General features: G+C 42.6%; 14 protein-coding genes and 1 pseudogene. 8 read left to right on the top strand and 7 right to left on the bottom strand.

The window, feature by feature from the left end; all coding sequences use genetic code 11:
- Positions 1–4 precede the first annotated feature (4 nt).
- From nifU to larE, 3 genes are read left to right on the top strand one after another with little or no spacing between them, the layout of a single operon-like run.
- Positions 5–406 (top strand): Fe-S cluster assembly scaffold protein NifU, encoded by a 402-nt coding sequence (nifU, locus tag A9957_RS01995; protein ID WP_164909082.1) that lies wholly within the window; start codon positions 5–7, stop codon positions 404–406.
- The gene (locus A9957_RS02000) at positions 399–1,124 is read left to right on the top strand and encodes a HesA/MoeB/ThiF family protein (RefSeq protein WP_096713000.1); all 726 of its coding nucleotides are present in this window, start codon (positions 399–401) and stop codon (positions 1,122–1,124) included. The genes nifU and A9957_RS02000 overlap by 8 nt, the downstream gene beginning before the upstream one ends.
- Positions 1,125–1,134: 10 nt before the next feature.
- Positions 1,135–1,932 carry an ATP-dependent sacrificial sulfur transferase LarE gene (larE, locus tag A9957_RS02005; RefSeq protein ID WP_253247335.1) on the top strand — a complete coding sequence of 266 codons (798 nt, stop codon included), beginning with the start codon at positions 1,135–1,137 and terminating at the stop codon, positions 1,930–1,932.
- Positions 1,933–1,934: 2 nt separating this feature from the next.
- On the opposite strand, the gene A9957_RS02010 is transcribed toward larE, so the two are convergent.
- Positions 1,935–3,251: a cobyrinate a,c-diamide synthase gene (locus tag A9957_RS02010; protein ID WP_292343011.1), complete on the bottom strand. Its 1,317-nt coding sequence runs from the start codon at positions 3,249–3,251 to the stop codon at positions 1,935–1,937.
- A gap of 122 nt (positions 3,252–3,373) precedes the next feature.
- Here A9957_RS02010 and moaA point away from each other — a divergent pair, with 122 nt between their 5' ends.
- Positions 3,374–4,300, top strand: coding sequence for a GTP 3',8-cyclase MoaA (gene moaA / locus A9957_RS02015; protein WP_096713003.1), 927 nt, complete (start codon positions 3,374–3,376; stop codon positions 4,298–4,300).
- A 4-nt stretch (positions 4,301–4,304) separates the two neighbouring features.
- On the opposite strand, the gene A9957_RS02020 is transcribed toward moaA, so the two are convergent.
- Complete coding sequence (locus A9957_RS02020; RefSeq protein ID WP_292343013.1) at positions 4,305–5,594, bottom strand: hypothetical protein; 1,290 nt, start codon at positions 5,592–5,594, stop codon at positions 4,305–4,307.
- A gap of 186 nt (positions 5,595–5,780) precedes the next feature.
- Between A9957_RS02020 and A9957_RS02025 the strand changes: the two genes are divergently transcribed.
- Positions 5,781–5,930, top strand: a complete 150-nt coding sequence (locus A9957_RS02025; protein ID WP_181079401.1) for a hypothetical protein — start codon at positions 5,781–5,783, stop codon at positions 5,928–5,930.
- Here A9957_RS02025 and surE read toward each other — a convergent pair whose 3' ends face one another.
- The 4 genes from surE to A9957_RS02045 form a co-directional block, all read right to left on the bottom strand.
- Positions 5,931–6,719, bottom strand: a complete 789-nt coding sequence (surE, locus tag A9957_RS02030) for a 5'/3'-nucleotidase SurE (protein WP_373420718.1) — start codon at positions 6,717–6,719, stop codon at positions 5,931–5,933.
- A gap of 49 nt (positions 6,720–6,768) precedes the next feature.
- On the bottom strand, positions 6,769–7,248 hold the full coding sequence (locus tag A9957_RS02035) for a hypothetical protein (RefSeq protein ID WP_292343015.1): 480 nt from the start codon (positions 7,246–7,248) through the stop codon (positions 6,769–6,771).
- Positions 7,245–8,843: a BCCT family transporter gene (locus A9957_RS02040; RefSeq protein ID WP_292343017.1), complete on the bottom strand. Its 1,599-nt coding sequence runs from the start codon at positions 8,841–8,843 to the stop codon at positions 7,245–7,247. Before A9957_RS02040 ends, A9957_RS02035 begins: the two co-directional genes overlap by 4 nt.
- 108 nt (positions 8,844–8,951) lie before the next feature.
- Entirely contained in the window at positions 8,952–9,227 is a 276-nt protein-coding gene (locus A9957_RS02045; protein ID WP_128754652.1) for a hypothetical protein, read from the bottom strand.
- Positions 9,228–9,474: 247 nt separating this feature from the next.
- On the opposite strand from A9957_RS02045, the gene alaS reads away from it, so the two are divergent.
- The 3 genes from alaS to A9957_RS02060 all read left to right on the top strand — a co-directional run bounded on the left by alaS (position 9,475) and on the right by A9957_RS02060 (position 13,805).
- Positions 9,475–12,249 (top strand): alanine--tRNA ligase, encoded by a 2,775-nt coding sequence (alaS, locus tag A9957_RS02050; RefSeq protein ID WP_096712603.1) that lies wholly within the window; start codon positions 9,475–9,477, stop codon positions 12,247–12,249.
- Positions 12,250–12,347: 98 nt separating this feature from the next.
- The gene (locus A9957_RS02055; protein ID WP_292343019.1) at positions 12,348–13,415 is read left to right on the top strand and encodes a response regulator transcription factor; all 1,068 of its coding nucleotides are present in this window, start codon (positions 12,348–12,350) and stop codon (positions 13,413–13,415) included.
- 135 nt (positions 13,416–13,550) lie between these two features.
- Positions 13,551–13,805 carry a hypothetical protein gene (locus tag A9957_RS02060; RefSeq protein WP_105461038.1) on the top strand — a complete coding sequence of 85 codons (255 nt, stop codon included), beginning with the start codon at positions 13,551–13,553 and terminating at the stop codon, positions 13,803–13,805.
- A gap of 285 nt (positions 13,806–14,090) precedes the next feature.
- Here the strand turns inward: A9957_RS02060 and A9957_RS02065 are convergent.
- A pseudogene (locus A9957_RS02065) lies at positions 14,091–14,263 on the bottom strand (IS1634 family transposase); the annotation flags it as partial.

Below are 14,263 nucleotides of genomic sequence, written 5' to 3' on the forward strand. Positions count from 1 at the left end.
ATTAATGATGTACAGTGAAAAAGTAATGGAACATTTCATGAATCCCCACAACGTAGGCGAGATGGAAAATCCCGACGGAGTCGGAGAGGTAGGCAATCCCCAGTGCGGAGACATCATGCGGATATACCTGCGCATTGAGAATGATGTAATCACAGATGCAAAGTTCATGACCTTCGGATGCGGTGCCGCCATCGCATCCAGTAGTATGGCAACCGATCTGATCAAAGGCAAGACCCTTGAAGAAGCCTGGGAGGTTACAAACAAGGCAGTGGCAGAGGCACTTGAAGGATTACCCCCTGTAAAAATGCACTGTTCGGTACTGGCTGAAGAAGGCATACACAAGGCAATCAATGATTATAGGGAAAAACAGGGTTTTGAGCCTTTGAAGGAGAAAACCGATGCTTAATGATACTGAAAAAGAACTCTATAGCCGCCAGATAATGATGGTCGGTGAAGAAGGCCAGGAGAAACTTAAAAACGCAACCGTAATGATAGCCGGCTGTGGAGGTCTGGGTTCACCAATTATGCATTACCTTGCTGTTGCCGGTATAGGTCACATCCGCCTTGTCGATAAGGATACTGTTGAAATGAGCAATCTCAACAGACAAATACTGCACTGGCACCGGGATATCGGAAAAAGCAAGAGCCAGTCTGCTGAAGAAAAACTTGCAGAACTCAACCCCAACATCGAACTGGAAGCCTTCAATAAGGAAATCAATGCCGAAAACATAGATAAATTGATACAGGGAGCAGATATAATCGTAGATGCGCTGGATAACTATGAAACACGAATGTTGCTCAACAGGGCCGCAATCCGACAATCATTGCCTCTGGTCCACGGTGCAGTTCACGGATTCCACGGGCAACTCACTACAGTCATCCCGGGCAAAACACCCTGCATTGAATGTTTGATCCCTGAAAAACCCCCGAAAGAAGTATTTCCAATCATCGGTTGCACCGCAGGCGTAGTGGGTACGATGCAGGCAAACGAGGTGATCAAGTACCTGCTTGGCTGGGAAGATTTACATACCGGCCATATTGTAATGTGGGACGGCAGGAGCGGAACGTTAGACAGGATGAAAATATGCCGCAGGATGGACTGTCCAGAGTGCGGCCACTTATAATATGAAAAACATGACAAATAACAAATTGAAACAACTGGAAGATTTCATACAATCCACCGGCCCAGTTGCAATTCTTTTTTCGGGAGGTGTGGACAGCAGCCTGCTTTCGGTTGTCTCCAGGGAAGTGCTTGGGGACAAACATATTTGCATCCTGTTGAATTCCCCACTCATACCCGAATATGCGGTATGCAGGGCAAAACAAACTGCCCATGATTACGGATTAAAGCTGCATGTACTGGATATTGATCCCCTTGAATATGAAAATATAAGAATGAACCCGAGGGATCGCTGTTACCACTGTAAGAAGAAAGTAATAGAAATTGCAAGGAAATATGCTGCATCCCTGGGTTATACGGTTATTGCTGATGGTACCAACGTCTCGGATACACAGACATTGCGACCGGGGCTTGCCGCCAGTCGGGAAGAGAGAATACTTCATCCTTTCGTATCTGCAAATATCACCAAAGCAGATATCAGGCAGATAGCAAAACAAAAAGATTGCGATTTCTGGGACCTGCCTTCTTCTGCCTGTCTGGCCTCACGTATACCCTATGGCGAGATGCTGGACGTCGAGAAACTCGGCAAAATTGAACAGGGAGAGGATATTCTGCACAGAATGGGATTTTTGCAATGCCGGATGAGATTGCATGACGGGGGAACCCTTGCCCGTATAGAAGTCCCCGCTGAACAGATTCCAACAGCCATCCTAAAAATGGATGATCTAATCAGTCACCTGAAAGCTACAGGGATCAAACATGTCTGCCTGGACCTCGAAGGCTACAGAAGTGGCAGCATGGATGAGACCTGAGATCAGCGTTGTTTGTACTTGCGACAGCTGTTCACAAAATCATCTACAGGGAAGGAACCAGGGTGGGCGTGCATGTAACTTGCCACGGAATTGTGTTCATAGATACCATCCATACCATCAACAATTCCTTTGCCCCGCTCCATAGTGTAAGCCAGACGGCTGTCAGACGCACAATCTGTTACAGAGTAATGGAATTCATGGCCACGTACTTCTCCCCTGAATATGGGGGAATCGGCCTGACCTTTGGTATAGCCCAGTGCCTGCAATTTTTTCGTCATGACGGTCTCAGCGGGGAAAAGATCCGCCAGTTTATAGACCCTCTCCTCTATTTCGTAGGAAGTGCAGAGATATTGCAGACCACCGCATTCCCCATAGATTGGCATCCCATCTGCTGAAAGGTCCTTTAGCTTATGAGTGGTCCGTGACTTTTCAAGTTCTGCTATGTGGAGCTCGGGATAACCGCCTCCGAAGTACATGCCGTCCACATCAGGAATATCACCTTCAAGCGGGCTGAAGAATTTGATTTCAGCCCCGGCCCTGCGGAAGGAGTCCAGCATGTCCTGATAGTAGAAACAAAATGCACTGTCCATTGCAACACCTATTGTCACATCCGCCTCCTTGTCGGGTATGCATTCCTCAGGGGCAGCCGGGAGAGGTTCTTTTGCCAGGGACAGCACAGTATCCAGATCAACGTTTTCCTCGATGAAGTTACCCAGTTTTTCCAGATCATAATCCCGTTCATCGGCCATATGTAATCCGAGGTGACGGGATGGAACGGTCAGGTCCTGATTCCTTGGAAGGGCACCAACTACCGGCACATCCCCCAGGGCATCCCTGATCATTTGAGCATGCCTGGGACTTCCCACCCGATTGAGAATCACCCCATCAATACGTACATCATTGTCAAATTCAGAGTAGCCTTTGATGAGGGCCGCAGCACTTCTGGACATACCGTGCACATTGACCACAAGGATCACAGGAGCACCCAGGGATTTGGCCACATGGGCCGAACTTGCAAGATCTGAAGAATTTATGCCGTCAAAAAGCCCCATGACACCTTCAACGACCCCTATATCCGCATCATTATAATTGCAATGAAAACTCTGCCTGACACCTTCCTCGCCCATCATGAATGTATCAAGGTTCCTTGAAGGTCTCCCGCAGATTGCGGTATGATGGGTGGGATCGATGTAATCCGGACCCACCTTATAGGGCTGCACGTTCATTCCCCGGCGGGTCAGGGCCGCCATGATACCCATGGAAACGGTTGTCTTACCGACTCCACTGTGTGTGCCTGCAATAACTATTGATTTTTTCATGGCACAAGTTGGTTTGATTTGGTATTTAAAATATGGGGCAGTAAGCTTCACTGTTACCGGATAAACTTAAGTTTATATACTCCCTTCACCATCCCAAATTAAACACCAATTACCGATATAGCATGACTCCTGAAAAACATCTCACAGATTCCTACGGACGCACTATAAAGAGCCTCAGGATATCGATTACTGATAGGTGTAATCTCAATTGTATTTATTGTCACAATGAAGGGAATATGAAAGCGGCAGATGAAATGTCAGCCAAAAAAATATCTGATATCATCAAGGCAGCCAGCCTGTATGGAGTAGACAGGGTGAAATTCTCCGGCGGAGAGCCACTTGTCCGCAGGGATTTCGAGGATATACTGAAACGCCTGCCCCCCTTGAAGGATGTATCTGCAACTACCAACGGGATACTGCTGGAAGAGAGGGCCCAAAGCCTCAAGGAAGCAGGACTGGATCGGATAAATGTAAGTTTGGATAGTGTTGATGACAAAAACTACAGTTTGATTACTGCAGCAAATCCGGGTGATGTATATAAAGTACTCAAAGGGATTGAAGAAGCAATCGAAGTTGGCCTTACTCCTGTAAAACTGAACATGGTAATGCTCAAAGGGATCAATGAAGACAAGATCGACCAGATGCTTGAATTTGTCCGTAAACACAAAGGCAACATCATACTACAACTCATACAGTTAATGGATTTCCAGGATGTTGTAAAATACCAGGTTGACGTGCAAGAAATTGAAAAACAACTTGAAGAAAGGGCCGATGAAATCCATGTACGCAAAATGCACCGCCGCAAAAAGTACATCATCGACGGTGCAGAAGTTGAAGTAGTAAGACCCATCGACAATACTGAATTCTGTGCCAATTGCAATCGGTTGCGTGTGACAGCCGACGGGAAACTCAAACCATGCCTGTTGGTAAATGATAATCTTGTGGATACAAAAGGCGCAAATTCAGAAGATATTCCACGGTTGCTGGAGGAAGTTGTGGAAAAAAGGGTGCCTTTTTTCAGGGAAATATCACGGAGTACTAACAGGTGAATTGTTACCTGAAAAGTATCTCTATATCCTCCTCGAATGCATCATTCACATGTGAACTCAACTCCGATTTTGTATTTTCCAGTTTCTCTTCCAGGGATTTCAGGAATTTTGTCTCATCTTCCAGTTTATCCTGTGTGGAAACAAAAGCCTCTTGCTTTTTTGAAATATCCTTTTCCATTGAGGTTTTCTGATGATACACATCCATCCAATCCAATTGGTCTCTTAACTGCTCGAGCCTGTTATCGTATTTCTTTTTATTCTCATATAAGGATTTGAGAGAAAAAGAGTTTTTTATTGAATGCAGCTGTTCAAGAGTTTTATTTTTCTTTTTATCCTTCAGACCAAGTGAATCACTTTGAAGTCTCAGAATTAATTCATCATATAACGGATCCAGATCGTAATCCAGTGCAGAGACAGGATCTTTCATGACAATACCAAGTATATTACGCACTTGTGGCGATAGGGTATGAATTCCGTTTTCATCCTGTTTTTTCATTCTGGATAATGCCTTGGATAATGGGGTGAACATTCTTTTGATATCAGCTTCTACATCCATGACCTGTTGCCTGACATCGTCAATTTCACTGTTAATTGCTTCTGCTCGTGGATATTCCAAACCGTTAATCAACTTTTCAAGATCTGATTTTGCATCCTGAATATTTGCATCCAGGGCGGTACACTTATTCTTCAATTCCTGAATTTTATTTCGACTATCTATAATTTCAGATTCCAGATTATGGATATCTTCAATATCTACAAATATATTGTTGATCATATCCAGCTTATTGCGGGGCTTTTCAATTGTAGAAAATAAATCACTTAAAGCATGGTTCAGGTTTGCAAGGTCGCCGTTTATTCTGTTATATTCAGTGGGATAGAGACTTTTTGCATAAAGCATGCTTTTTCGGGTATTGTCCAGGAAAGTATCCATATGGGAAAGCGATTCAATATAGAAGGCATAAGCCCCCTCTATGGAATTGTCATGTGGGACAGTGATTTTCTCATCAAGTATTTCCAGGTTATCAACAATAACATCCCGGTTTGAATCTGCGATCTTACCCATTTTCTTATCAGCTGATTCAATCGGTGTGGCATCCAGAAAGGAATTTTTGTCGACCCTGAGCTGTTCAAGTTTATTGCCAATATCGGAATAAAGATTGCTTATAAGGGGTTTTGCAGCATTAACTTCCTTTTCATACCTGATTTTACTCCATTCACGGAGTTTTTCAAATTCCAGATGTAATTCTTCAGGCTCATCCTTGCCCTTACCAAATAGTTTCTTGAGGAAATCCATATATTCAGATGAAAAAACATGGTGATTTGTTAAAAAGATTCTGCATGAAGAAGAATTGAACATAAATATTAAATCGACTCCCGGACACCAGGTTCAAATTAGAATCTCTAATACAGAAATAGAAGGATACAAAGAATAATAAATATTGGAATCCATTCTATATGCACAAAAAGGGAAGTGTCAAAAATGAAAGTCGAACTCAATGTTGATGGTGAAAATATAGAAATAAACGATTTTGTTCAGAAATTCCTGGGAAATACTGCGGCAGCTTCTGCAGAAAGTCTGCATGGTGTCGACCCGACATGGAAAGAGATCGACATCCATATCAAAAAATGATCAAAGTAATTTTTCTATTTCCGAGTTGTCCACCCGGGAAGTTGAATCCAGACTCAGAGGTGTTATAGATATGTGCCCCTTCTGGATAACTGCATGCACATCGGTACCTTCTTCACCCTGTGGCATAAGGCCACCTGCCAGCCAGTAATATGGCCTGTCCCTGGGATCATGACGCTCCTCCACTTCCATATTGTAAAACTTCCTTGCAAGACGGGTGATATCAATCTCGGTATCTTCTTCCACATCATGCGGCAGGTTCACATTCAATACATCAACGTTATCAGGCATCCCGTGTTCCAGGACCTTTTTCGCAATCCGGTTTACTACCTTGATACCAACGTCGAAATCATGTTCATAATCCCGCAGGTCATCGAACTTGAGCCCCTGTTCTATGACCTGGATGGAAACAGCAATTGCCGGGATGCCATAACTTGCACCTTCCAGAGCTGCACCCACGGTTCCTGAGGTAGTGGCGGTATCGGTACTTATATTTTCCCCGACATTGAAGCCCGATACAATCAGGTCGGGTTTTTCCTTCATAACCGAAAATATCCCCAGTATCACCGAATCAGTGGGAGTGCCGTCTATTGCATAAGCATCCACGCCATCTATCTTTGTACGGTTCATCCGCAGGGGCTCAAAAATAGAAATTGACCGCCCTACACCACTTTGCTGGAAAGCCGGTGCAGCAATCGTCACATCACCCAGTGAATCCACACTTTTGTAAGCAGCACGTATACCAGCTGAATAAACACCATCATCGTTGGTAAGCAGAATTTTTTTCGACATGAAACGCCAAATTGACCTTAAGGTTTTTAAAGGTAATGAATTGAATAAATCAGTAATTGATCCACTTGGAATATTCCGCAACAAAACATTCGATGATATCTTCCCGTGTCAGATTCTCTATATCATATTCATCGACAGTACCGTTGCGAAGTAATATTTCCACCTTACGGATCCGGGGCTGCTCTTCATCTGCATGTTGCGGAAAAGCAAAGCCTGCCTTTTGGTAGGCCCTCCCTCTCATTTCAAAATAAAATTCTTCAACCTGTTCATCAGGGTTTTTGTCGGAAGGAGCATAAATGGTCATAGAGGCAGAATTCATCCCGGAATCATCCACATTAACCTCAACAGTTCTGCCATATTTTTCAATTTCCTTTTTCAGGTCGTCATAGGCAGGAAATACCACATGTTTGAAAAAATCCCTCATATTGAGTTCTGCAAACCTGACATTCATTTCCTGAGCAGTCTTTTCCCCGGAATTTTTCTTTTCCGTCTGGAAAATATCCCGCAATTTTTGTTCCCACATGTTCATTTGGATCCACCCTTGAAAAGTTCTCCCACCAGTTGTTTAGCTTTATTATTTGATGTATTTTCCGGCGGTTTTTTCTCCGAGTCTATAACCCTCTTTCCATCATATTCGGCTTTCAGTCCCTTCGATATACTGTAACACATCAGAATTAAAACTACACAGAACGGCAGAGCCGTGGTAAGGGCAGCTGTCTGCAACCCCACAACACCCCCTGTCAACAGAAGAACAGCTGCAACAGCACCCTGTAGCAGGGACCAGAATAGCCTCAGGGGAATTGCAGGTTTGGGATTTCCCCCTGAGGAAAGGATGGAAATAACAAGGGACCCCGAATCAGAAGATGTGACAAAGAAAGTCATTACAACAATCGTTGCAAGAGCAGAACTTATTAATGAACCCGGTAATTTATCCAGCAGGACATAAAGAGCAGTGGGAATACTTGTCTGGACGGCATTTACAATACCTCCGTTGCCAAACACCTCCATATGAATTGCCGTGTTACCAAAGACGATAATCCAGATGAAAGTTACAATTGCAGGAACAAGCAGTACTCCCCTGATAAATTCCCTGATTGTGCGCCCCCGGGATACACGTGCAATGAACATGCCAACAAAGGGTGACCAGGAGATCCACCAACCCCAGTAGAACATGGTCCACATTTTCTGCCATTCCAGACCAGTGAAGGCATCGGTCTGGAAAGTAAGGTAAACAATGTTTTGCAAATAGTAACCTATACTTTGTACAAATGAACTCAAAAGGAAAACAGAGGGACCTACGATAAAGACGAATATGACAAGGGCAAGACCCAGCAGGATATTAACCTGACTCAATATACGTATTCCCCTGTTCAGACCTGATATCACAGAAGTAGTGGCTGCAAGAGTTATGAATACAATCAGCAAAATCTGGTTATTTATAGACACCGACATCAGACCAAGATAATCCATTCCTGCATTAATCTGCATTACACCCAGACCCAGTGAAGTGGCAACACCAAACAATGTGCCAAAGATGGCCAGCACTTCTACAATGTTTCCACGTATTCCATATATCCTGTCACCAAACAACGGATACATTGTAGAGCGAATTGTCAGCGGCATATCATGCCTGTAGGAAAAATATGCAAGCGAAAGCCCCACCACAGTATATATTGCCCAGGCATGAAGCCCCCAGTGGAAAAAAGAGAGGTTCACCGCTTCAACTGCCGCCTCAATTGTCCCGGGTGCAGCATCCCGGGGAGAAGCGAAATGAAGAATTGGTTCTGCGACACTATAGAAAAGCAACCCTATGCCCATACCTGCACTGAAAAGCATTGCAAACCAGGTGGTATCTTTATATTCCGGCCGATCCGAATCCTTGCCCAACCGGATGGATCCATAGGGACTGAAATATAGCCAGATAACAAATAGGAGGAAAAATGCAACTGAGAGAATGTAGAACCAGCCAAAGTTTACTACAATCGTATTTTGGAATGTTTCAAAAATTTCAGATAATCTTTTTGTAAAAAAGACCCCAATCGACACGAAAAATAATACCAGAACTGCCGATACATAAAAAACATGAGGATTTACCTGAAACCCGGGACTTGCCTTTATCTGCATGTTGCCTCCTATCTATATAATAGACTGGCACAGAGACAAGTTATAAAAAAGTTTTGATTATGTATTTACTGATTCGCATAAAAAGGAGGTAAGAAAAATAAGAAGAATTCAATCATCCATAGAAAAGGGAGTTACTAACTTTGCATAATTAACTTCATGAATATTCTCATTTTCGGAAATGTCGCTCACAAACTGGGCTCCGTTAACTTCATAGTCACCCATTCCATAGGTAGTTTCAAATTCTTCTTCCGCTGCAACAGGATCACAGAGATATATTTGGAGTTGCCCACTTGGATCAAGGAATACTGAAGGATGAACACCGGTTTTTTCGTAATCTTCTACTGCGCTCCTGAAAACCATTGACATGTAATTAATAGTCTGCATTAATATCATCTCCTAAATAGAAGAATCTACTTATGGACATTGATATAACCTGAATGTACACAAATTGCTCATAGATAAGCTTATTAATGTATGCTTGTGTTCAAAAAATATGATGAAATAAATATAAATATCAAATAATAATTAGTTGAGAAGGTGTATATATGAGAAATATTTTTAAACATGGGGGCATTAGGCATAAGAATCTGAGGCTCTATTGTTACGATTAACTATTCAATTTGGGATTATTATGCTTGAAGAGGAATACGATATAAATTTCTTCTACGAAAACGGTTTTATCAGAAAACAGTGCCAAAAATGTGGCAGTTATTTCTGGACCCGTGACAGAGACAGGGATACATGCGGAGATGCACCCTGTGACCCATATTCATTCATCGGCAACCCCGTCTTCAAGAAAAAGTTTAATCTTGCACAGATGAGGGAGTTTTATCTTAGTTACTTTGAGAAAAATGGACACACACGTATTGAAAGATACCCTGTGATAGCACGCTGGAGAAATGATATCTATCTTACTATCGCCTCCATAGCAGATTTCCAGCCCTTTGTAACTTCCGGACAGGTTGCTCCCCCTGCAAATCCACTCACCATATCACAACCATGTATTCGCCTTTCTGATCTTGACGCAGTAGGAAGAAGTGGCCGTCATCTGACTACCTTTGAGATGATGGCACACCACGCATTCAACAAAAAGGATAATGAGATCTACTGGAAAGACCGGACAGTACAGCTCTGTGACGGCCTGCTCAACGAACTTGGAGTAGACCCATTTGCTGTAACCTACAAAGAAGAACCCTGGGCAGGTGGCGGAAACGCCGGTGCCTGTGTTGAAGTTCTTATAGGTGGCCTGGAAGTGGCAACCCTTGTGTTTATGAATCTCCAGCAATCCAAAGACGGAGATATCGTGATTAAAGGTGATACTTACAGGAAAATGGACAATTACATCGTGGACACAGGGTACGGGTTGGAAAGGCTGGTATGGGCATCCCAGGGAACCCCTACTGTATATGATGCTATATTCCCGGAAGTTGTCGGGGAACTTATGGAACTGGCAGGTGTGGAACATCGGCTGGAAGATGAAGATTATGCAAATATTTTATCCCAGAACGCCCGGCTTGCAGGCCTGATGGATGTAAGCGAAAAAGCAAACCTGCTGGAATTGCGCAAACAGGTAGCTTCAAACATAGGAATTACTGCTGATAAACTGGGCACCATAATGGAGCCCGTGGAAACGGCATATGCCATTGCAGACCATGCCCGTTGTATAACATTTATGCTGGGTGACGGAATAATACCTTCAAATGTCAAAGCAGGATATCTTGCAAGACTTGTGATCAGACGTACAATGAAGATGATGCAGGACCTTGGCATCACAATCCCGTTATCTGACATTATACAGATGCACATCAACCATCTCCCCGAATACCCTGAATTCGCCGACAGATTTGATATAATAAACGACATACTGGATAACGAAGAAAAGAAATTCCAGGAAACCCTGCAGCGTGGGAAGAAACTCATACAAAAATCTGCAAAGCACTACAAGAAAAAGGGAGAAAAAATGCCTCTTGACACTGTTATAGACATGTATGACAGTCATGGCATACCGGCTGAGATATCCAAAGAAGCTGCCTCTGAAGTAGGAGTGGAAATCGAACTACCCGATAATTTTTACTCCCTTGTCGCTGAGCGGCACAGCAAATCCGTACAGGAAGAGGAAAAAGAAATCCCCTATGCAGATCATCTCAAGAAACTCCCCCCTACAAAACGGCTTTTCTACGATGAGCCAAACAGAATGGAATTCGAAGCTGTTGTTCTTGATGTTTTTGACAATAATATAGTGCTCGACAGCACACTTCTCTATCCTGAAGGAGGGGGACAGCCGCCAGACCATGGCACATTCATGGTAGATGATGCCTTACTCAAAGTAATCGATGTCCAGATATTTAACGGGGTGGTCACCCATACCATAGAAGAAATCGAAGATGAACTCCATATTCGAAAAGGAGATATGGTTACGGGAAAAGTGGATGAAAAACGTCGTATGGCACATGCAAGAAATCATACTGCAACCCATATAATAAATGATGCAGCGCGGCAGGTGCTGGGAGACCATATATGGCAGGCAGGTGCACAGAAATTCGTCGACCGCGCCAGGCTTGATCTTTCTCATTACAAAAGGATTGCTCCTGAGGAACTCAATGAGATTGAGATGATTGCAAACCAGATGGTAATGGAGAACAAACGAGTAATTAGCGAGTGGATGGATCGCAGTACCGCCGAAAAAAGATACGGATTTAGCCTTTATCAGGGCGGAGTACCACCAGGGGACCGCATTCGCGTATTGCATGTAGGAAGCGATATTGAAGCCTGTGCTGGGACTCACTGCACCTTTACCGGTCAGGTTGGCCCCATCAAAATCCTGAAGACAGAACGGATACAGGATGGAGTGGAACGTATTGAATATGCAGCAGGCGAAGCTGCTGTTGTAGCTTTCCAGGCAAGGGATAAACTTCTCAGAAGTTCTGCAGAAACATTGAGGGTATCTACCGAGCAGCTACCGTCAACCATTGAACGTTTCTTCACTGAATGGAAAGAATTTAAGAAAGAAAATACCCGGCTCAAGAAAGAACTGGCAGAATCCCGCGTAAATCACTTAATTGAAAATGCTGAACATCTAAAGGATATTCGCTTTATAAGTTCAAGAGTCGACGGTGCAGATGCCGATGAACTTACCCGAATGGCAGGAGAACTTGCTTCAAGTGACGATATTGTTGCATTACTCTTAAGTGATCATGAAGGTGTCAAGATCGCAGCTGCTGCGGGTGACAGTGCAGTTTCAAAAGGGGTTAACGTAGGAAACATCGTACGTAAAATAGCAAGTCTAACCGGTGGAGGCGGAGGAGGTAAACCTTCAATGGCACGTGGTGGAGGTCAGGATAGTGCAAAGATTGACGAAGGACTTGCATTGGGTCGCCGGATGGTAGAAGAGCAACTCAGGGATTAATCATCAAACAGGTTTGGGACTTATTATAATGTGAACAGAAGTCCCAAACATTAATATTCTAAAACGCCAAATAGAGATATCAGGAGGAGTAGAGGGAAATGTCCGGCGAAGATACCGCAGAGATTATGGATACTTTTCGTGAAGGACTTGCCGACAAAACTACTGTTTTTCTGGCTCCTGCAAGTGTATCCAGTGAAAGGTTAATCTATTTTTATATTCATTCCATACTCGAAAATGATGATCAAAAGAATATAATATGGCTCTGCCTGAAAAACTCAAGAGACAAAGTGATAGCTAATTTTAGAGATTACGGGATGGATATCGAAGACTATCTGGCCAGAATGTGGTTTATAGATATTGAAGACCCTTCAAAAGAGAAAAAAGAAAACATCCTTTACTATTCTTCTCAGACCGATTATATGAAAATCGGGTCACATACCTCTAAACTATTTTCTGAAATGCCCGGATCAACAATGATCATTGATGACATGAATATCCTTTCAAAGGATAATCTCCAGGTTGTTGAAAATTTCCTGAAATACGTCATGTCAAATGTCCACCAGTATGAAGGAAGCGCTGTATCAATGCTCAACAAAGGTTCTGCTGGTGAAAAAGAAGGAACTTTGGTATCCTTTTTCGATGTTGTAATAGATACCTCGGATACCGGAGAGATGCATGTTGAAATGGGACTGAAAAGTCTTGATGTGAAATACGTAGTGGACAAGGGAAAAATCAATCTATACTATATCCAGAAAAAGGTCAAAAAAGAAAGACTTAAAATACTTATTGTAGATGATGAACCCGATATTCCCGATCTTTTGAAATTGTCCCTTAAAGATGAACCCTACGATTTTTTAGTTGCATATAACGGGAAAGATGCCATCGAAATTGCAAGAGAAGAACTCCCCGACCTTATATTGCTGGATATAATGATGCCTGATATGGACGGTTATGAAGTCGTTGAGATCCTGAAAAAGAAAAGGGACACAAGAGACATTGCAATTATCATGATTACAGCCAAAACAAAAGTAGATGACAAACTAAAGGGGATGGAACTGGGTATTGATGATTATATTTCAAAACCCTTTGACAAAAGAGAAGTTAATGCCCGTATTAAGATGGTTATGAAACGTTTTGGCTGGAAACCCCCTGAAGAAAAGAAATAATTTACTCAACTTTCCTTTTGTAACTTTTGTGATTTGAATATTATAATTACAACCATCAAAAACATTAATTTTAAAAACTCTGGTAACCGCACCCCTTTGCAGGCCATACCTGATAGAAAGTACCCAGGTGACAGGATGAAAAAAGAAAAATCATTATATCGCAACCCCTATCTTATAGCAGTAATCTATATAATTGCAATTCTTTTTCTGTATACGGCATACCGTGATCTGATAGCTATAGCTGTTGGCGGGATATTTATAACCATTTTTGGCCTGATGTATGGAGTGCAGGAACATGACAGGGATCTTATATTTTACTCCGCTATTTTTTTATCTGCATCAATCGTGGCAATAATCATAGCTGGTACCTTTGTTTCACTCATTGTATAACTTAAATTGAGTTCACCAAATAATACTTTGTGACCATGCTATTCTATAGAAGCCATTGTTACACATAAGCAAACCTTTAACCCAACAGGCGTGAAGGCCCCTTCCGTTAGGTAGGGGATGAAAGCCGTACTATAATAATATAATTGTATAAGTTATTTGTAGTTATAACCCAAGTTTGACAGTATCCACTCCTTGCTGAAGAAAACGTCTCCTCTTTCAACCTAAAATTTTCACTTTTTTGTCAGGAAAACCCATTTGACAGTATTAAATAATTCAAGTCAATTTCTACGATTTCATCCCTTTTTGCCTTAAAATCAGTGTATTTATTGCATCAAAATTAGCGTAAATGTATCTTTTTGCCTTATTTCTCATGTAATCCACGGTAACTGTCAAATTCAATAAGCTATTTTTAATGAATTTTGTAGACTTAGATTTGAGTTCATCGTACTCATATCGCA

It is taken from the genome of Methanohalophilus sp. DAL1 (genome assembly GCF_001683555.1).
GTDB classification, from domain to species: Archaea; Halobacteriota; Methanosarcinia; order Methanosarcinales; family Methanosarcinaceae; genus Methanohalophilus; species Methanohalophilus euhalobius.